At 36.3% G+C, this 21,294-nt stretch carries 18 protein-coding genes; 2 read left to right on the forward strand and 16 right to left on the reverse strand.

Going from position 1 to position 21,294, the window contains the following annotated elements; genetic code table 11:
• Positions 1-145: 145 nt before the first annotated feature.
• The 6 genes from glgA to A5821_RS05745 all read right to left on the reverse strand — a co-directional run bounded on the left by glgA (position 146) and on the right by A5821_RS05745 (position 10,330).
• Entirely contained in the window at positions 146-1,582 is a 1,437-nt protein-coding gene (glgA, locus tag A5821_RS05720) for a glycogen synthase GlgA (protein ID WP_086314316.1), read from the reverse strand.
• Positions 1,583-1,585: 3 nt separating this feature from the next.
• A complete protein-coding gene (glgD, locus tag A5821_RS05725) occupies positions 1,586-2,728 on the reverse strand; it encodes a glucose-1-phosphate adenylyltransferase subunit GlgD (RefSeq protein WP_086313619.1) in 1,143 nt (380 codons plus the stop codon).
• Entirely contained in the window at positions 2,718-3,860 is a 1,143-nt protein-coding gene (locus tag A5821_RS05730) for a glucose-1-phosphate adenylyltransferase (RefSeq protein WP_086313620.1), read from the reverse strand. Before A5821_RS05730 ends, glgD begins: the two co-directional genes overlap by 11 nt.
• A gap of 84 nt (positions 3,861-3,944) precedes the next feature.
• Complete coding sequence (gene glgB / locus A5821_RS05735; protein WP_086313621.1) at positions 3,945-5,861, reverse strand: 1,4-alpha-glucan branching protein GlgB; 1,917 nt, start codon at positions 5,859-5,861, stop codon at positions 3,945-3,947.
• 395 nt (positions 5,862-6,256) lie between these two features.
• Complete coding sequence (gene alaS / locus A5821_RS05740) at positions 6,257-8,896, reverse strand: alanine--tRNA ligase (RefSeq protein ID WP_086313622.1); 2,640 nt, start codon at positions 8,894-8,896, stop codon at positions 6,257-6,259.
• A 327-nt stretch (positions 8,897-9,223) separates the two neighbouring features.
• Complete coding sequence (locus tag A5821_RS05745) at positions 9,224-10,330, reverse strand: DUF7278 family profilin-like fold-containing protein (RefSeq protein WP_086313623.1); 1,107 nt, start codon at positions 10,328-10,330, stop codon at positions 9,224-9,226.
• A gap of 93 nt (positions 10,331-10,423) precedes the next feature.
• Here A5821_RS05745 and A5821_RS05750 point away from each other — a divergent pair, with 93 nt between their 5' ends.
• On the forward strand, positions 10,424-10,867 hold the full coding sequence (locus A5821_RS05750; RefSeq protein ID WP_086313624.1) for a GNAT family N-acetyltransferase: 444 nt from the start codon (positions 10,424-10,426) through the stop codon (positions 10,865-10,867).
• 39 nt (positions 10,868-10,906) lie between these two features.
• Here A5821_RS05750 and A5821_RS05755 read toward each other — a convergent pair whose 3' ends face one another.
• The 3 genes from A5821_RS05755 to A5821_RS05765 all read right to left on the reverse strand — a co-directional run bounded on the left by A5821_RS05755 (position 10,907) and on the right by A5821_RS05765 (position 15,107).
• Complete coding sequence (locus A5821_RS05755; RefSeq protein ID WP_086313625.1) at positions 10,907-12,220, reverse strand: haloacid dehalogenase-like hydrolase; 1,314 nt, start codon at positions 12,218-12,220, stop codon at positions 10,907-10,909.
• Between the two features lie 292 nt (positions 12,221-12,512).
• Positions 12,513-13,865 (reverse strand): DEAD/DEAH box helicase, encoded by a 1,353-nt coding sequence (locus tag A5821_RS05760; protein WP_086313626.1) that lies wholly within the window; start codon positions 13,863-13,865, stop codon positions 12,513-12,515.
• Positions 13,866-13,931: 66 nt separating this feature from the next.
• Positions 13,932-15,107 (reverse strand): VanZ family protein, encoded by a 1,176-nt coding sequence (locus tag A5821_RS05765; RefSeq protein ID WP_086313627.1) that lies wholly within the window; start codon positions 15,105-15,107, stop codon positions 13,932-13,934.
• A 186-nt stretch (positions 15,108-15,293) separates the two neighbouring features.
• On the opposite strand from A5821_RS05765, the gene A5821_RS05770 reads away from it, so the two are divergent.
• Positions 15,294-15,617, forward strand: a complete 324-nt coding sequence (locus A5821_RS05770) for a hypothetical protein (RefSeq protein ID WP_086313628.1) — start codon at positions 15,294-15,296, stop codon at positions 15,615-15,617.
• Between the two features lie 418 nt (positions 15,618-16,035).
• On the opposite strand, the gene A5821_RS05775 is transcribed toward A5821_RS05770, so the two are convergent.
• From A5821_RS05775 to A5821_RS05805, 7 genes are all read right to left on the reverse strand, one after another.
• On the reverse strand, positions 16,036-16,374 hold the full coding sequence (locus A5821_RS05775; protein ID WP_086313629.1) for a hypothetical protein: 339 nt from the start codon (positions 16,372-16,374) through the stop codon (positions 16,036-16,038).
• Between the two features lie 14 nt (positions 16,375-16,388).
• A complete protein-coding gene (locus A5821_RS05780; protein WP_086313630.1) occupies positions 16,389-17,789 on the reverse strand; it encodes a T7SS effector LXG polymorphic toxin in 1,401 nt (466 codons plus the stop codon).
• A complete protein-coding gene (locus tag A5821_RS05785; RefSeq protein WP_086313631.1) occupies positions 17,780-18,151 on the reverse strand; it encodes a DUF3958 family protein in 372 nt (123 codons plus the stop codon). Before A5821_RS05785 ends, A5821_RS05780 begins: the two co-directional genes overlap by 10 nt.
• Positions 18,148-18,447, reverse strand: a complete 300-nt coding sequence (locus A5821_RS05790; protein WP_086313632.1) for a TIGR04197 family type VII secretion effector — start codon at positions 18,445-18,447, stop codon at positions 18,148-18,150. The genes A5821_RS05785 and A5821_RS05790 overlap by 4 nt, the downstream gene beginning before the upstream one ends.
• Before the next feature lie 384 nt (positions 18,448-18,831).
• Positions 18,832-19,176: a zinc ribbon domain-containing protein YjdM gene (locus A5821_RS05795; RefSeq protein WP_086313633.1), complete on the reverse strand. Its 345-nt coding sequence runs from the start codon at positions 19,174-19,176 to the stop codon at positions 18,832-18,834.
• 118 nt (positions 19,177-19,294) lie between these two features.
• Positions 19,295-20,137, reverse strand: coding sequence for a histidine phosphatase family protein (locus tag A5821_RS05800; protein ID WP_086313634.1), 843 nt, complete (start codon positions 20,135-20,137; stop codon positions 19,295-19,297).
• A gap of 203 nt (positions 20,138-20,340) precedes the next feature.
• Positions 20,341-21,291, reverse strand: coding sequence for a DHH family phosphoesterase (locus tag A5821_RS05805; protein ID WP_086313635.1), 951 nt, complete (start codon positions 21,289-21,291; stop codon positions 20,341-20,343).
• Positions 21,292-21,294 lie beyond the last annotated feature (3 nt).

Consider the following 21,294-nt stretch of genomic DNA (forward strand, 5'->3'; position numbering starts at 1 on the left):
CTTGTTTGAGCAACGTACGCCATATTGATTTTCTTTTGTTCGTTTCATATAATCTGATCGTCTTTGGTGTTCTATCGTGAGTATAAAATCACTACTATTCCACTTATTTGCATGAATAGTAGTGATTTTCATTATGCTAAAACATTCATATAGCACTCGCTTTTTTATATAAATCTAAATAAAGCTGACTTAATTTTTCCCAACTAAAATCCTTTTCCATCGCCGTTTTCATTAATTGCTTCCATGTCTGCTGGTCATTCCAATAAAGGTCAATAGCATTTAGTGTACTATACATCAAGTAATACGAGTTAAACTCAGAAAAGCCAAAACCTGTACCTGTTTTTGTGATTGGATTATACGGCTTTACTGTATCTTTCAACCCGCCGATTTCATGAACGATCGGCAATGTGCCGTAACGCATTGCGATCATTTGAGATAAGCCGCAAGGTTCAGTCGCAGAGGGCATCAAAAACAAATCAGCTCCGGCATATATTAGTTGGGCTAGAGCAACATCAAACGTGATATTGGCACTAAATTTATCTGGATAGCGACTAGCAAAATAACGGAAAGAATTTTCAATTCCTGTATCCCCTGTTCCTAACAGGACCAATTGTACATCCTTTTCCAATAAATGCACTAATTCATCCAAAATCAAATGAAAACCTTTTTGAAATGTCAAACGACTTACGATCCCTATCAAGGGCACATCTGATTTAACTTGCAAGTTCATTTTTCTTTGTAACGCTTGTTTGTTTCGTTCTTTTCCAGACAATTCTTTTACAGAAAAATGTGCTGGAATCAACTTATCCGTTTCTGGATCATTTGAATCATAATCGATCCCATTTAAAATCCCGCTCAGTTTGCCTTGCTCTAAACGTAATATTCCATCCAAGCCAAAACCAAATTCCGGTGTTTTAATTTCTTTCGCGTATGTAGGACTTACAGTATTCACTTGGTCGGCATACATGATTCCTGCTTTTAAATAGTTGATGCCATCACGGAACCGAGCAGCGCCATCGTTAAAGCGCTCAAATCCCATACCGAATAAATCTGGTAATAGATCCTCACTATACGCTCCTTGAAACTCAATATTATGGATGGTCAATACTGTTTTGATCGAACGATACATTTTGATCCATTGATATTTTTCTTTTAATAAAAAGGGAATCATCGCCGTATGAAAATCGTTGACGTGCATCACATCAGGTATAAAATCAATTTTTTCCAACATCTCTATTATAGCCAAAGAAAAGAAGGCAAAACGTTCGCCGTCATCGTAATAGCCATACAGTTTATCTCGGTCAAAATAATACAAGTTATCGATAAAGTAATACGTAACTCCCTGTCTGATCAACCGTTTGATGCCACAGTATTGGTGACGCCAACCAACATCGACATAGAAATCGACGACATCCTCACATTGTTCCTTGTAAGTATCCGGCATCTTTGTAAAATAAGGCAATACGACAGAAATCTCGATTCCTTTTTTAGCCAGCTCCTTGGGTAATGCGCCTGCCACGTCTCCTAAACCACCTGTTTTAAAAAATGGGGCACACTCTGCAGATGCAAATAATACTTTCATCACTCATTTCCTCCATTTATCAGTTGAAACTACTTGATTTTTTTCAATTACAATTGGATGCTCAGGAGTCCCAATGATTTTGACTCCTGCTTCAACTGTTACATTTTTATCTAATATCGCATATTCGATCACTACGTTTTCAGCAATTTTTGCATTTGACATCACGATTGAATGTTTGATTATCGCTCCATTCTTAACAATTGATCGTCTTGAAATCAAACTGTTCTCAAGGCTCCCCTCAATGATACAACCTGTAGCACATTGACTATTTTTCACTAACGAATTTTCTGAGTAATAAGTCGGTACTTCATTTTTTAATTTGGTGTAGATTTTTTGTTTAGAATACATCAATGAGTTGAATTTGTTTGAATCCAACATATCCATATTGGCTTTATAGTAAGAAGTAACATCGTGAATATTACTTAAATAGCCAGTGTATTCATAGGCAGCAGTGGATTCTTCTGCTATTTTATTTTCTAGAAAAATGTGAATACTTGGTGAATGGTCATTCTTTTGGCCGATGTTCAATTGTTCGATCAACCATTTCGTTTGAACAATGTAGATCCCCATGCAAAGATTGAACTGTTCTCCTTTTTCACTTTCCTTGAACTTTTGAATACTCGCGGCATTTCCTTCCGAATTCACGTCAATGATACTATCATTTAAAGAAATTTCTTCACGTTTCATTCGTTTATAAACGACTGTCATCTGTTTTTTTTGATTTCGATGACTCTTCAGCACTGCTCGTAAATCAATGTTACATAACATATTGCTTCCAGTAAGCACAGTATATTCTGATTCTGATTTTTCAAGATAGTCGATCACAGAATCAAAATACGGAAGCCCTTGCTCTTTTTGTTTGAGAAAATCTTGGTAAAAATAAACAAAATAACGATTTTGTAACGAGTCTAGATTCCACTCTTTCCCCCCACCGATATGATCGAAGACTGAACGTGTTTCCCCATCGTTAAAGACCATAAAAATTGAATTGATATTTGCATTTGCAATACTTGAAAGAGGAAAGTCAATCAGACGATACTTACAATCAAACGGCAAAGTGTCTAAAGGACGATTTTCAGTCAATGGTAATAACTCATGGAATTTTGATACATTACCTAAAATAGCACACATTTTTTTAGTCTTCATCGCTTTGCACCCCAATCACTTCTGAATAACCAACTACTTCGATATCGTTTTCTTTATAAACGACTGCATTATCACCAATGATCGCATTTTCTCCAATAATCGCATTTTTGATTTTAGCATTTTTACCAATCGTAGCGCCTGGCATGATGACACTGTTTTCAATCGTTGAACCTATTTTTATTTGAACGTCAGTTGATAAAATACTATTCTTGACGCTTCCAGCCACATAACAACCATCAACGACCAGTGAATTTTTAACAGAGGCTGTTTCTGTAATAAAATGTGGTGGTGAAATAGTATTTTTTGAAAACATGCGCCAGCTCTTATTACGCATGTCCAACTCGTTTTCTAAACGGATAAATTCCATGTTCGCTTCCCACAAAGAGTCAATTGTACCAACATCTTTCCAATAACCGTCAAAGTGATAAGAATAGACATTTTCACCTGCTTCTAAATAAGAAGGAATCACATGTTTTCCAAAATCGAGCATCTGGCCATCCTTTGAATAACTATTTAACAAAACATTGCGTAATCGTCCCCAGTTAAAAATATAGATACCCATCGAAGCTAAATTACTCTTAGGTTCCGCTGGTTTTTCATCAAACTCAATGATACGGTCATTTTCATCCGTATTCATAATACCAAAGCGCGATGCTTCTTCTATAGGTACTTCAATCACTGCCACAGTCAACGAAGCATTATTCGCAATATGCTCTTCCAACATCGTTTCATAATTCATTTTATAAATATGATCACCTGATAATATCAAGACATATTGGGGATCCATCTGATCAATATAAGAAATATTTTGATAAATCGCATGAGCTGTTCCTTCAAACCACTTTTCACCATCAGAACTCGAATAAGGTTGTAAAATCGTTACACCAGAATTGATACCGTCCAATCCCCAACTTGCGCCATTTCCAATGTGATTGTTTAATGCTAGTGGTTGATATTGTGTTACGACTCCAACATTTTTTATTCCTGAGTTGATACAATTACTTAGCGTAAAATCAATAATTCGGTATCTGCCGCCAAAAGGGACAGCGGGTTTGGCGATATTTTTTGTTAGCTTTCCTAGACGAGTTCCTTGTCCTCCAGCTAAAATCATTGCAAGCATTTCTGTTTTCATACACTTTGGGTGAACAGTTCACCCTACCCCCTTTCAAAAAATCGCATTTTTTCGATTAAAACTAAGATTGTTATTTTTTCTATTTCACTTTGCACTGTGTTCATTCATTTTTTTGATTCGAATATTGATTTCTTTAGGTTTTAAAATAATTGCGCCTAGTGAAGGTACAATGGTTTGGATTTGATAATCAAAATGTTTGTAAGGCTCTTGACTTGTTTTACTGATTTGATTCGGTTCGATCCATGTACCGCCAAATTCTTTCATTTCAGTATTCAGCACTTCTTCATAACTACCTGGAAAAGGCACTCCTACTTTAAAATTTTGTCTTTCAATCGGCGAAAAATTCAAGATAACAATCAAGAAATCTTTTTTGGCTTTTCCTTTGCGAATAAAGCTCAGTACGGTCTGCTCACTATTATCTGCGTCAATAATTTCAATTGTTTCAGCCGTATGATCCAATTCCCACAAGGATTTTTCATTTTGATAAAACGCATTAAGTCTCTTTGTAAAATGTTGCATACTGCCATTCATTTCATCTTCAAGATCGACCCACTCCAACGCCTGATCAGATTTCCATTCTAGAAATTGTCCCCACTCACTTCCCATAAATAATAATTTTTTGCCAGGGTGAGTGATTAAATACACATACAAATTACGAAGTTGAGCAAATTGTTTATACCGATCTCCCCACATTTTATGCATCAAACTTCTTTTTCCATGCACAACTTCATCGTGTGATAGTGGTAAAATATAATTTTCATTCATCATATACATGAAAGAAAATGTAAGTAAATGAAAATGATATTTCCGAAATGCAGCGTCCATTTCATAAAAACATAACGTGTCATTCATCCAGCCTAAATTCCATTTATAATCAAACCCCAAAGCTCCATTTTCGATCGTACCAGTAATCTTAGTTTCCGAAGAACTCTCCTCAGCAATCATGATCACATTAGGATGAGCCAGTTTAATCACTGCATTTAGCTTTTGTAAAAAGTAAAACCCATCCCAATTTCGATTGTCACTCGCTTGCTTGATTACTGTAGGTCCATCATCATAATCAAGATAGAGCATATTAGAAACAGCATCTACACGGATGCCGTCGATATGAAACATTTCGATCCAATACAAGGCGCTAGAAATCAAAAAACTTTGAATCTGAGGCTTGCTTAAATCAAAATTTAGCGAACCCCAACGCACATTTTTTGCTCGAATCGGATCATTATATTCAAATTGAGGGGTTCCATCATAATAAGCTAATGCATCATCATTAATACAAAAATGACCTGGCACCCAATCAATCAACACACCAATATTATTCAGATGACATTCTTCCACAAAATCTTGAAACTCTTCCGGAGTTCCATAATAAGAACTTAGTGCGAAATAGCCAATTAATTGATACCCCCACGACTCGCCTAAAGGATGCTCCATCAATGGCATGAACTCGATATGAGAAAAACCCATTTCTTTGACATAGGGAATGAGTGTCTCTTTTAATTTTTCAAAACTATAAGGCGTGCCATCTTCATTGGATTTCCATGAACCTGCATGGACTTCGTAAATATTCATAGGACGCTTAAAATAATTAGAATGCTTTGTCCGCCCACGCCAAAGTCCATCTCGCCATTTTTTTTCTGGTATAGTATGGATGACAGCTGCGTCATGGGGGCGTTTTTCAAAATATGTTGCAAAGGGATCAATTTTATAAACAATTCTTCCGTTCTCTTGTTTGACTAAATATTTATAAAATTCGCCTCTTTTTGGCTTCGTTGTAAAAATTTCCCATACGTCAGATTGCGCTTCTTTTTTCATCGGCAAAGAATAGTCCCAATCATTGAAATCACCAACTAACCAAATTTGTTGGGCATTTGGCGCCCACACTCTAAAAACAAAGCCTTCTTGCCCCTTATAGTCAGCTTGATGAAATCCAAAATAATGGTGGCTATAGAAATTCTCACCTGATTCAAAACGTGCTATTGGACTTTTCTCGTTAGGCATCTGTTTTCCCCTCACTCTCTTAAATCAACTCTAGATTCTTTTGCTAGTTAAACGACTGACAATTGTGAGCTTTTTTAGAATAGATAAAAAGTTTCAGAAATTATTCTTTTCTTTCTGAATTTTTCAAAAGAAAACACAATACAATTTCTGAAACTATCATTGATGTTAAACTGTTGTTTCATAAAAACGATGAAACAAATGAAAATAAATTGATCCTCTGATATTCTCGCTTTAGAATAATTTAATTTAGTAAGCGTCCTTTTATTAGAGTTCTTTAAGTAATGTTATCTTAAATCTAACAACAAAATGAAAAAAAAGAAAGAAATATCCCTCTAAAATGTCAAAAAAATAAGCAGACAAAACCAAGAACTTAGTGGTTTTGTCTGCTTTTCGTCTTATTTTTCTAGCCAGCTTGCTACTTCATTTAGCGCATCGTTGATTCCAGCTGGATTTTTACCGCCAGCTTGAGCCATATCTGGACGACCGCCGCCACCGCCACCAACCTTTGGTGCGATTGTTTTGATCAAGTCACCCGCTTTTAAGCCTTTTTCATTTGCTTGTTTTGTCATAGCTGCTAATAAGCTAACTTTTTCATCTTGTGCTGTAGCTAAAACTAGAACATCTGATAATTCTTTTTGTTTCCATTGATCTGCTAATTGACGTAATTGATTCATATCTTTTACGTTTACTTGTGCCGCAATGTATGTTGTGCCATTGACTTCTTTAATGTCTTTGAAAATGTCTCCTGCTTGTTGATTTGCTAATTTTCCAGCAAGTTGTTCATTCTCTTTTTGTAAATCACGTAGTTGTTGTTGTAATTGTTCTGTTTTTGAGACAACTTCTTTCAATTGAGGTGATTTAACAATGCCGGCAATGGCTTTTAATTGTTTTTCTTCTTCATTCATTAGCTCATATGCTTCTTTACTTGTCACAGCTTCGATTCTTCGCACGCCTGCTCCGATGCCTGACTCTGATACGATTTTGAAAATACCGATATCTTCTGTATTCGTCACATGCGTTCCACCACAAAGCTCGATTGAATAGCCGCCGATATTTACAACACGGACTTCTTTCCCGTATTTTTCACCGAATAAAGCCATAGCGCCCATATTTTTAGCTGTATCGATATCCGTTTCGACTGTTTCAACTGGGATAGCTTCCCATATTTTTTCATTGACGATTGCTTCCATTTGAACTAACTCTTCTGGAGTGACTTGACCAAAATGAGTAAAGTCAAAACGTAAGTGTCCTGGAGCAACTAATGAACCAGCTTGATTCGCGTGGTCGCCTAAAATATCTTTCAACGCACGGTGTAGTAAATGCGTTGCAGTATGATTTTTTAAGATACGATTGCGCATTTTTTCATCTACATGCAGTTCGTATGTTGCGCCTTCAACTAATTTACCAGTCACTTGAACGGTGTGTAAAAATTGACCATTTGGCGCTTTTAAAACATTTTCTACGTGAGCTACGATCGTACCATTTTGATCTTTGATCGTTCCGTGATCCGCTACTTGTCCACCCATTTCAGCATAGAATGGTGTTTCAGCAAAGATCAATTGCGCTGTTCCATCAGAAAGTTCGCTAAGGATTTCTTCATCTTTTAAAATGATTAACAGTTTGCTTGTTGTTTCTAGATTACTATAGCCGACAAATTTACTTTCAACTTTGATATCAGTCAATACGGCCGATTGAACACCCATTGACGTTTCTTTACTACGGGCAGAACGAGCACGTTCTCTTTGCGCTTCCATTTCTTTTTCAAAGCCTGCATGATCGACTTTTAAATCCGCATCTTCTGCAACTTCTTCTGTTAATTCAACAGGGAAACCATACGTATCATATAATTTGAAAATATCTTTACCATTCAGCGTATCTTCTTTAGCGGCTTTTACTTTCGTAATTAATTCATTTAGAATATCTAATCCTTCATTGATCGTTTCATGGAAACGTTCTTCTTCAGTACGCACAACTTTTTCGATAAATTCTTTTTGTTGTAGTACTTCTGGATAATAACTTACCATCACTTCACCAACAACAGGAACTAGTTTGTATAAGAAAGCTTCGTTTATTCCAAGCTTTTTCCCATGCATGACCGCACGACGTAATAAACGACGCAACACGTAGCCGCGACCTTCATTTGAAGGTAGCGCACCATCACCGATTGCAAAAGATAATGCACGAATATGATCTGCGATCACTTTAAATGAAATATCTGTTTGCGGTGATTGACCATATGTTACTTGTCCGCTCAATTTTTCCACAGCATGAATGATCGGCATAAATAAATCTGTCTCAAAGTTGGTCGGTGCATTTTGAACGATAGAAACCATGCGCTCTAAGCCCATGCCCGTATCAATGTTCTTATGTGGTAATGGCTCATAGGAGTCATCCGCTTGATGATTAAACTCAGAAAATACTAAGTTCCAGATTTCTAAATAACGTTCATTTTCGCCGCCAGGATAGTTTTCTGGATCATCTTCTGCTACATCATTAAATGATTCACCGCGATCATAGAAAATTTCAGAATCCGGTCCACATGGTCCCGCACCAATATCCCAAAAATTATCTTCGATATCAATGATGTGATCCATCGTCAATCCAACTTCTTCATGCCAAATGCGTTTAGCTTCTGTATCTTTTGGATAAACAGTGACATATAACTTCTCTGGATCAAACGCCATCCAATCTGGAGATGTTAAAAATTCCCACGCCCAGTGGATCGCTTCTTTTTTGAAATAATCACCGATTGAAAAATTTCCTAACATTTCAAACATAGTATGGTGACGTGCTGTTTTCCCAACATTTTCAATATCATTGGTACGGATTGATTTTTGAGCGTTGGTGATTCTTGGGTTTTCCGGCACTACTGAACCGTCGAAATATTTTTTTAATGTAGCAACACCTGAGTTAATCCATAATAAGGTTGGATCATTGACTGGGACTAATGAAGCGCTTGGCTCCACAGAGTGTCCTTTAGATTTGAAAAAGTCTAAATACATTTGACGAACTTGACTGCTTGTTAATTGTTTCATTGATCGATTCCTACTTTCTACAATAATTAATTGACGTACCCATTTTGTGCAACAAAAAAAGCGGTCTCCACTGCAACACAAGGACGAAAAATCGCGGTACCACCTTGTTTGCAATGAAGTCGCTTTGACATACATTACCTCTTAAACTCTATAACGCAGAGTCGCGTTGATATTTCTATCAAAGTGATTAAAAGGGAGCAATTACGTTTTTGCGCTATTCTTCTTTCAGCAACGAAGAACTTTCTGTAAACACTAAAAAAACGAATCATATCCTTTAGTTTCTCCACAAATTATAAGGAAAGATTGAAAAAAAGTCAATGTTTTCTATTAACTTTCAATTTTAATTACCTTTCGATAGAGATAGTCTTGCGGATTTAATTTTTCTTCCATTGAAATCTTGTGAGAAGAATAAAAATAGGAGGACAATGGTAACATCTTTTCAATCAAAGTATCTTTTGCTACGAGTTGCTTAATCAATTTACTTTTAGCCAAATCATCTGTCAATTCAAAATGATTTTGCTGTGTATCGATCACTAAGCCAAACATATTCGCGCCATCCATCTTACTTTTGATTTGGCGTCCAGACTCATTATTTTGAATCAATAATTCATTGCCCCAACGAAATAGCCGACGAGTTCCACCACCTACCGCATATTCCCATTGATCTTCAGACAATAAGTCAAATCCCTGCCTTTTTGTAGCGAGTTTTAATTCTTCATGTGTAAAATCACTATGGCTATAGACAAAATAATAATCCGATTCAGGTAAAAACTCTAAATAAAACTCATTTTTGACCAACAACGATTGCGGAAATGACCAAGTGAGGCTTTCTTGCGCTGTTAATTTAGGAAAAAGCTTTTGACAAATACTCTTTTCATACGGGAAAAATCTTTCTACTTCTCCTTCAAACGTCCCAGTGATCGTGTCAAATATTCCTAAAAATTCAGTACCAGCAGGCAATGCATATTTTTGAACAAACATAGCTGGAATCGCTACTTTTCTTAAATCCGTCGTATGATCATTTATGTAATCAGCGATCCCTTCTAACGAATGTAAATCATAATTTGTTTCTTCTTCTACCCATTCAGAGGCTGGTAAAATTGCATCGTTCGTCAATGATGTTTTGAATGTATTTTTTTCTAAACTCTCCACGTCAAATCCTAATAATTCATGTGAGCGTAATCCTTCTGCACCCAAATCCCAACCAAGGATCGCTTCACTATTGCCTGGGATAAACACAAATAATTCACCATCAAACTCCAATTCAAACGTTCGACATTTAATTCCATAAAGTTCAAAATTTACTAATTGGATCGTATTGACTTCCACAGTTGGTGGAACAAAATACATTAACAATTGATGTAACAGCGATTCTTTTTCAGGATCTTTCAAATTTTTCCAATTTGCCCATTCAACTTGTTCAAATAGATCCACACTATTCCCTCCTCGTAGGTTTCAAAAATATCTGTTATGATTAAGTATACCACTGAATGATTCTTTCATTAAGAAAATTAGCTGGAGGTTCGTATGCATATACATTTTGGAAATGAGCGGTGGAATCAAGCCGCGGCTTTTGCTTTGCGTTATGAGGTTTTCGTCATTGAACAAGGTATTTCAGTGCAAGACGAGTTTGATGACCTGGACACCATAGATCGGTCTTATTTTGTTGTTTATGAAGGAGCACTTCCCATCGCAACGATTCGTTACCAAAATAAAGACGATCACACGATTCAGCCTGATCGCTTCTGTGTCCGTAAAGACTTTCGAGGCAAAGGGATCGGGAAGAATCTACTTTCATTAGTAGAACAAAAAGCACTAGATGCAGGTTATTCCTTTAGTGTTCTTTCAGCAGAAAAAACCGCTGTAGACTTTTATACCTCACTAAACTATACCATCCATTCACAAGAATATTTTGAAGATGGCATTCTTTGTGTGGAAATGATAAAAAATTTAAAGGAGTCCTTGAGATAGCTCTTAGACTCCTTTAGCATAAAAATTGTCGTAATAGTCTTAATATAACGTGGCTTTATCCTTACCAAAAAGAATACTCGCTTGTTCAGGAATCAGCTTCCCACTATTCTCATCACGTCCTTGAAGCAAATAGTTTTGATTCGTACTTTGTTTCTCTGTAGTTTTTTTGTAGAGTTCCCCTATATCACCTGATTTATTTCGATTAAAGATCAGACCTACCTTCATATCGCCAAAGTCTGTCAGCATCGCTACGTCTCCGGCACTATCCCCTGCAACTAAGATTGGACCATTATTGTTGTGCTTTTCAGCAATATATTTTTTGATTGTTTTTGTTTTGCCGTCGCCTTGCGTTTGATCGTAAGCCGTATCAAATTTAGTTTGGATCATGTCATTCTCTTTTACAAGTCTCATCGCATAGATATGATCGGCTGGTACTTGATAACCATACTTTTCTTCGGTAGCAAAAGGAATGATAACATCAATGTATGATGCAGAACAAACATATACATCTATCCCATTTTCCATCAACGTCTTGTATAAATTTTGCATTTCAGGAATTGTTCTAATGCCTTTTTGCACATTCACTTCAACTTGACCAGCTTCATTTTTTAATGATTCAGGACTTTTTAGTGTCACCATTTCTATAGGGAGTTCAAGTGAATGATCGATTGCTTCACGAGTCAACTCTTGTACTTCATCTGTCGTCATACCAGTAAATAGATACGTCACCCACGGATAACTAATATCTGAGCTAAACGTATCCCCTATTGCGTCATACAGATAACGGATTTTCGTTGAAAAATCTTTGTATTCATCTGTTTCTTTTATTTCCGTAAGCTTTTTCTGCCCATTCATTCCTTCATATGATTGTTCTATTATTTTGTAGTCATTGACAATATCACTTGTAGCTTTGTCAATATTAACAGCATTACCATCAGAATTGTTCCATTCATCTTTGAAATTGTCTTTTGGAATGTTCATTTTTAACGCATTCTCTAATTCTTCTGGCGTCATTTTAAATCTTAAATTCTCGATTTGAAACATAAAAGTTGCTTCACCGATGTCGTTAAAAATCGTGGTATTATCCCAATCAAAAACAGCATAAGGCTTGTTCTTTGCATCATACTCCTTACTATCGACTCCATTTTCTTTGATTAAGTTATTCAACGTTTGATAATTTTCGTCAAACCAACTATTTGCTTTTAAAACAGAATGCTCTGCTTCTTTGTTTGAAGAGACTTTAGTGACAGAGTTGCTAGTTGATTCCTTTGTTGTTTCCTTAGAATTTGTGCTACATGCTGATAATGAGCCTAGTAAAGTTGTTGTAACGATAAAAAAAATTGTTTTTTTCAAAATAAATTTCCTCCCATTTATAATTAATGTTCAAAAATTCACCGTTGAATACTACTGAGCTCCATTGATCAGTTTAATAGATATCTATTAAAACAGTATAATGTATCCGCTTTATTTTTTCAATAGCTAAAAATAACAATACGGTAAGACTTGTTTATTTAACAATCTAAATGAACCCATTTTAGTTGTTTATATGGCACAAAAATACGATAGTTTTAAACCAATCAGTGATTGGTCTAAAACTATCGTTTAAAAGTAACCTATTATCCAAACTAATCTATCAGCTTTACGATTATTTATAGCTGTTCTTTTTAGCTTTTTTGGCTGTTCGTGTTTGCTGACGGCGTTCAACTTTACGTTTTTGTTTATTGCTAGCTGAAATTGCCCATTCGATTTTCTTTTTGTAGCCAGGTTTGATTTTTTTCTTTTTCTTTTTCACCAAACCAATTAAAGTTGGATCTTCTAAAGCATCTTTTGATTTCTCACGTTTTGTTCGGCGATTCCGATCATACGTATCGATCAATTCACCATTTTTGATTTCTTTTGGATGAAACTCGATGCCTAATTGCTCCACTTCAGATATTGCTTCTTCGTCTGCAGGTGAATAAAGCGTAATCGCTGTTCCATCTAAGCCATTTCGTCCTGTTCTACCGACACGATGAATAAAGAAATCTAAATCACTTGGCACCTCTGCATTGATTACATGAGAAACACCTTCAATATCGATGCCTCGGGCTGCTAAGTCAGTTGCCACTACATATTGAAATTCAAGATCTTGGACTTGTCTCATCACACGTTTACGTTCTCGTGGAGAAATATCGCCATGAATTTTTGCCACTTTTAAACCTTGATCTTTCAAATAGTCCGTAATTTCGTCTACTCGTTGTTTCGTATTGGCAAAGACAATCACTAGATAAGGATGACCGATCGTCAATAATTGGTAAATCAGACGGTTTTTGTCTTTTCCTTTTGTTGAAATCAACCAATTATCAATTGTTTCTGAGATAATATTTTTAGGTTTGATATGTTCAATGATCGGATTTTCCATATACTTTTTCAAGAATGGTTTTAATTTTTCTGGGATTGTCGCTGAGAAAACGAGCATTTGCAGCTTATCTGGCAAACGTCCAGCGATTTGGTCAACTTCTTCTAAAAAGCCCATGTCTAATGTCATATCTGCTTCATCAACGACAAAGGCAAAAGCAGTATGTGCTTTTAGTGCTTGCTCATTCATCAAGTCTAAAATACGACCGGGTGTCCCAATAACCACATGAGGTTGTTGGTGTTTTAGTTTAGCGATTTGCCGCTGTTTATCAGTACCACCGACAAAGTTCGTCACACGCATTTCCGGCTGACTGAATTTTGCGATCTGAGCCGCTTCTTGATAAATTTGATTCGCTAATTCTCGACTAGGTGCCGTGATCAGAATCTGTACTTCATCCAATTGAGGATTTACTTTATTCATCAATGGTAATAAAAATGTATGCGTCTTGCCGCTTCCGGTTTGAGATTGCCCGATTACACTTTTGCCTTTTTTAATCACAGGGATCAATTTTTCTTGTACTTCTGTTGGTTGTTCAAATCCTTTATCCGCTAATGCTTCCATGATAAAATCGTTGAATTGAAATTGTTTAAATGAACTCATTTACCTCACCTCTTTCAAACTTGTTGTGTAAGTCCTCATGCATTATACCACAAAAACCACAAATTCTTATTCATTTTCTCTATTTTTCTGATCTTTTATTGTGCTGATCGTATAGGTATGACTTGCTTTTTCATAAAACAAACGACGATTCTTTCTAACCAATACATACAGAACATTAATGAAAAATAGTAATAATAGAAACGAACAAAACAGAAACAATATGAAACTTACTAACTGCAACATTCGATTACTAGAATTGAGCAAATCAGCTGAACTAGTCATATAAGAACTGATCAAACCATAAACAAAATACAAATAACCATAACGGATAAATAAAGCGCTAAAACGAATTTTTTCATGCCCTTCTTCTACAACTTGAATACGCACGACTTTCTTACCGATTGTTTTCCCATTCGTAAGTTTAGGCAGCAACATAAACACTATAAATACCATAGCGAAAAACCAGACTCGTCCTTCTAATGCAGGATACCCAACAAACCATTGTTTGTATTCTGGGATTAAATTAAGCATAAACATCCCAAGCGCTTGCACGATCGAAATCACAAACCAATCGATCAAAAAAGCCACAAAACGTCGAAATAAACTAACGGATTGCCCTTTTTCATAGGCGGCTTCATCCAGCTCGTCTCTTGTTGGAAATAAAAAGGTCAACATCGGTGTAATCGCATAACCAACCATCCCGCCAAACGTATTATTGATCAAATCATTCACATCAGCTAATCGGTATGGCCTAGGATAAATAAAATACAAACCGCTCAACTGTGTTAATTCAAAAAATAGCGACAAAAGAAAACTAGCTAAAACCACTTTTCTAAATGAAAATTTGTAATAATAACGTAAATACACCCCAAAAGGAACTAATAACAAGATATTGAAGACAGGTTCCAACACGACGCCTTGTCTTAACGCAGGGACAAATGTGCTTGGATCATGAATATTCAGTACGGTATCTTGTAAAAAACGACTGACAAAATAAAAGGGTCGTAATTCCAAATATTGACTGGTGTATTGCGCGACCTCCGCTTTTGGCGGTAATGGTAAAATAACCAAAAAATACGCACAGAGTAAATAGAAAACAAATGAATACAGTATCAGCGCTCTTCTAAATAAAAAAGTGCCATATTTCCGGTATTCACGAATAATAAGCACAAATGAAATCGCAAATGCCAAAAAAGGAAAAACGATCATTGCTGTTTTGATTGGTGCAGCATATGCTGACATCTAACCACACTCCTTCCTCTTTAGTGTAGTAGAAAATAAAACGTTTGTCATTTCTAATAACTAGAGCTTTAACAAAAAATATATTTTGCAAATTGGAAAAATTGCAGTATGATTGATTTATAGCGTAAGAGACATTCCTACACTAACTCATTAAATGATTCAATTTTTATATACGGAGGCTTTTTTATGTTAAATCCATACTTTGCATTTGGCGTTCCTATCTTTTTACTTTTTTTATACATTGTATTTGCTATTATTAGAAAAAAAAGCAAACTGCACTATATCGGATTCGTTCTTTTACTGATTGCAACCTTTACGATGGCATTTAGTTTTCAGGTTTTGCAAGGATTGTGGACTTTAGAGGATAATAATTCTACAGAGCAACTAAATGCGTTGCGTTACTCACCAGAATTATTGTGGATTCCACTGATTTTAGGTGGCGTGTTAGCGGTTCTCAATCTTTGGCGCGGGGTGAAAAGAGTGCAGTCTTTTCGGGAAGACTCCAATTAGAGACACAAAATGATGAAAAGAAGGCAAGTCTTCTTTTCATCGTTTTTAGTTATATGGGATAGCTATTCTTTTTCATAAAATCCAGAAGTGGGGAAGGCACTTCGAATCCTGCTAATACTATAGCGAACGTTTTCTTTTCAGTTGCCGTTTCTGGTCGAGCATTTATAATTGATTGTGACTTTTTGATACTATGCCCCCAAAAGCCATGACTACAATATCAATATCGTGATCAGATATGACACTTTATTGGTCGAAATTCTCTCTCTGGTCTTAATCTTCTGGTTCTTCTCCTTAATTTCTTTAGAGTCAGTTGGAGATCTAATAAGAACCTGCCGCACATACGAAACCCCTCCTGTCTGTAGAATAACTTATCATCATTCTTCAAGCAAAAGGGGAAATAGGCTAAAATATTGATTTACTAAAAGAACTCTACATCAAGGACAAATCCTATATTTTTTTTGGTATACGAAATGAGTCGATAATGCAATGATTTATCAGTTTGATTTGTTGTGTAAAATGTTGCGTTAGGATACTCTAAAAAAAAGACAAGCTTCATAAACAGTTGTTGTATAGCCTCTTTTTCAAGTTCATTTGTGGAAACCTTTAGAATAAAGATTTCATTCTCTCTATCAAAAGACAGGTTTGATTCTTTTATATCTTCTCCCTGATATTCCACAAAAGATCTGATTTCTGCTCCTATTCCTGGTTCATATTCATGATTTATTTCATCTGCTACCTTCTCAAAAAAGTCTTCCATATTTCTCCCACTTTCTATTTTGGTATATACTTCCCTTTTGGGGCAGAAGAATGTACCGAGACAATTCCTCCTCGATCATTTGTTACTACCTTATTTCCTCTCAAGTCAATATATTCCCATGTTTTTCTTCCCAGTTCATCAATTTTTGACTTTCTTGTTTTCATATTGTTATCAATAATGGCATCAATTCTTTCCGGAGTAAACCCTCTCTCATTTGCTCTTTCTGCGCCATGTTTTGACATTGATCGCCCACCCGGAGTTACATCACCGGTATCTAAGTCATATCCATTTCCAAAACTGTTAAAGGCATTCCAGATTGTACCAGTCCCATGTACCATTGCAGCTGTTCCACTAGCAGTCACTGCTGGGCTTAAAGTTGCACTAGCTCCACCAGTAAATGGTGTTCCTACAAATGATAGAGCATTCCCACCAATCAACCAGGAAAAACCACCAAGAAATTCTGCTGCTCCACCTGCAACTGATAGAAGATCTCCAGCAAATTGGGCAACTGCATATGGTTTCGTTCCAACAGAGTCAGCATCTAAAGTACGTTCGCCCATTAAAGCACTCAATCCAAAGTTTTCATAAATTTTATCTGCAATTCCTACACCAAAAGCCTTCAGTGCATTCCAGTTATTTGTAGCGATTGCTTCTTGAACCGCTAAAGTCATCTTAGGATTAAACGCACCATCTACATAGACACCTGTCACATTACCAAATTCGTCGAACGTATAAGTAATTTCTTGATTTTCTAAGCGATGTGCTTCAACCTTTGCATCGATCTTTTTCTGTCTCTTGTCCCACTCACGTCCAATTGGTTTTGTCCACGCTAGATTTACCCGACTTATATCAAACGTTCCTGAAGAAGCATTCCACGCTGCACCTTTTTCAACTTCTGCTAGTCCAGCATCAAAGTTGGCCAGTTGTGTTTCAAAATCCGCAAATAGATCAGGAGAACTGGCATTAAAATCGTACAGTTTCTGCAGCTTTTCTTCGTTTTTTTGGATTGCTGCTTGAACGTGCATATAGCGCTGTTCCAGACCTTGATTGGGTTCTTTTTCTTTATCTAGCCATTGTGCCATACTTTGAAGTGTTGTTTGCCCTTGAGAAATAACAGCTTTCAGTTGGTCTTCTATGACATCACGAGTATCCACTTGTGATTGAAACTCTTCTGGAAACTTGCTATGCGCTTCAATTAACGATTCACATACCAAGATAAAACCACTTGCCAACGTAGGGTACACTGCAGAAAAATATTGTTTTGCAGAATCATAAGTCTTGCCAGACAAAGGTGCATTCATAAAGTGATTCACACTATCTTTTAGTACACCACTAAATTGAATATACTCGTTTGCCATTTGTTTGGCTACTGCACTTTGGGCGTTCACTTCTCCTACAAAAAAATCTAATCCCATGCACTGTCACCACCTTCTCGGCTAAACAGTTGCTTGCGCTCAACGTATAATTGTTCTTCTTTGTCAGTAAAAAATCTTTTTTGTTCCGAGAGAAAATCTGATTGCTCCTGCAGTTCCCGAATCTGTTTTTGTTGTAACTCTCTAGATTCAAGTTCTAACTCTGAAAAGTGATTTATCAGGGTTGATCCTTGACTTGCTTCTATTAATTCTTGATAAAAGCGTTGTTCTAAATTTGAAATATAAAAATATTCTTGCTCTGCTTCTTCTAATTGACGTATCTCCCGCTGATTACTCTCTTGCTCTAGCGATAGCTGTTGTAACTCCATCTGTATGATTGATTCCCTACCAACCTCATTTTTCATAACTTTAATACCCCATTTAGGGTCAATCCATCAAAGCCACTTTTAACTTTCTGATCAATGGCTGCAAACTCTTTTGCAACCGAGTGAATGTTATTGCCATCTCTTGCTATTGCATTTGATAGCCGTTGACCTCTACTATGTACGCTAGTAAGACTGTTCTTAGCGTTCTCATTACCACTTACCTTTGTTCTGTTTGCCGTAGCTGTAGGTTGATTTACTGAAGTAAAACTACTAGCTGCTTTACTTAGTTGAGAAGAAACACCACCTGCTACAGTTAAACTACTATTAACTCCCATAATAAACTCCTTTAAATAGACTTACAATATAGTTTAACACAAACATAAATATATTTTAATCTTATTGTCGATAAAAATAGTTATTAAAATCCTTTTAATAATCTTCATATCGCTTTTACACAACTTTGATTAAGAGTATTATTTTTCTTAAAGAATATTTTAGTTTTTAACACCTTTTCTTTAAAGACAAAAAATAATCTAGTTACCGTCTTAAACGGCTCTGTCGAAGAGGTTATGTTAGCACATAGCCTCTTTACGAATTCATTGGAACAAAAAACAAAGTAAGTTTATAGGTGAATCTTCTTGATTGGTTCAAACAAAAAACGAGTGTCAGAGATAAACTCCTAACACTCGACAATCATAAACCGCTTGATTATTGATCCTTTAATTCTTCTTCACAAACTCAGATTTAAGTTTCATCGGACCAAATCCTTCAACTTTACAATCAATATTATGGCCATCTGCCGCATCAACCACTAAACGAATACCTTTAACCTTCGTTCCCTGTTTGATCGCACCACTTGCCCCTTTGACTTTTAAATCTTTGATAACTGTTACATTATCACCGTCAGCTAAGACATTTCCATTTGAATCTTTGATGACAGTTGCTGTATCTTCAGCTGCATCCGCTGGTGACCATTCGTGTGCGCACTCAGGACAAATCATCATGCCACGATCCTCGTAAGTGTATGTTGAGCCACATTCAGGGCAACTTGGTAAATTTTCCATTTAGCTTAAACTCTCCTTCATTATCGTTCTCTTTTAAAGTGTTATCACTTCATTCTATCGCACTTCTAAACGAAAGAAAAGAATCATTCTCTTTACAAATAGTAAATTAATTTAAAATCTATTTACTTTCTTTCCCTTTCTCTACATAAGAAAGATCGTTTACGCTATCGATCGTATATTTACCATCTTTATACGTTACTTTTGACACACTCGCATTTTTTAATCCGCCATCTGGTAAATCTGCATTTGCATCTAATTCACCTAATAATGTAATAATACTCATTCCATGTGACACGACTAAGACATTATTTGCGCCTTCTTTTTCAGCATCCTTCACAATATCATCCAGACCTGCTGTTAAGCGAGCAACGATTGTTTTACTATCTTCTGCCGGCCAGTTCACACCTTCTTCAACATTTTTCTTATCTAAATCAGATAATACATCAGCAAATTCGATGATTCCTTTATAGAAACCAACTTCTTTCATCCACTCATTGTACTCTTCATATGTTTTCCCTTGTTCTTTTGCCACTGCTGTCAGCATTTCTTCATTCATCAAGCCTTCATACGTACCAAAATTATATTCTCTTAGGCGTTTGTCTTTCGTCATTTCCTTTGTTAACGTTTCTTGTCCATTATTTTTCAAAACTAATTCAGCTGTTTCAATTGCACGTCCACTGTCACTCGTTACTACCTTATCAAATTTGACATCTGACAGCCCTTTACCTAGTTGTTCTGCTACTTCAACGCCAGCTGGTGTCAGCGGTGCATCGATCCATCCTTGAGAACGATCGACTGTATTCAACATCGTTTTACCATGGCGAGCAAGGTAGATCACTACTTCTGAATTTTCTTTTTCCTTTGTGTCTGCTTTTTTTTCTTCTTTTGCAGTACCATTACTGCAGCCAACTAAAACCATTGACAATAACGCGATACCAACAACCATCTTTTTAAATTTCATAACACTTTTTCCTCCATACAATTCCTTATTTTTTTGTTAAACATTCTAGGATATCTTTGTCTAACAGAAAAAGAAAAAACCCAACTATACCAAATAAAGTTATTTGGCACAATCAGGTTTAGCTTGTCTAAGACAATCACTATCCGCTATTTAACTAGCTTTAGTATAACGGATGTCTTTCTAAATGTAAATGCTTTCAGTTGTTATTTTTTATATTCATTACATAATTGCTGAATCTCACTGTAGATTTCATCAATTTCTAGTTGATCTTTAGCGTTAGCACCGCTAGCTAAAGGATGTCCTCCACCATGATGTTTTTTTGCCAACTCATTGATTACAGGTCCTTTTGAGCGTAAACGAACGCGGTAATAGCCTTCTGGTTGCTCTACAAAAATACCCCATGCTAGAACCTCATCGATCACACCAGGTAACGATACGATCGCAGCTGTTTCTGAATCAACAATGCCATACTCATCAAGTAAAGATTGAGGCAACATCACCATAGCTGCACCATACTCGTCTACTTTAATATTTTGATACACATAACCAGCTAATTTTGCGACACTCATCGGTATTTGTTCTAGTTCACGATTGAGTTCAGCAGCATTGAATTCATACGTCATCAGTTCAGCCGCTACCTCTAAAGTATGCGGTGTAGTTGATGGGTATAAGAACCTGCCAGTATCGCCAATGATCCCAGCATAGAGCAATCGGGCAGCATTATTATTCATGATTAGTTCATCTTGATGAAGATGATAAAAATCAGCGATGATTTCACTACAACTGCTCGCTTTTGGATTGACCCAGACTAAATCTCCATAAGGATCATCATTGGGATGATGATCGATTTTAATCAGCTCAGCACCTAGTTGATAGCGATCGTCACTGATTCTAGGTGAATTCGCTGTGTCAGTAACAATCACTAAAGCATTTTGGTACGTCTCATCAGACACTTCATCCATTTCCGCTAAAAATTCTAAACCTTCGACAGGACCACCTGCCTGATAGATTTTTTTATCTGGAAAACTCGCTCTCAATATTTCCGCTAACCCAACTTGTGACCCGATTGCATCTGGATCAGGTCGTTGGTGGCGATGAATAATAATTGTTTGATAGGCTTTGATTTTCGCTAAAATTTCATTTACAACATCCATGTT

Origin of the sequence: Enterococcus sp. 7F3_DIV0205 (genome assembly GCF_002141365.2) — a bacterium.
Taxonomy (GTDB): Bacteria; Bacillota; Bacilli; order Lactobacillales; family Enterococcaceae; genus Enterococcus_L; species Enterococcus_L palustris.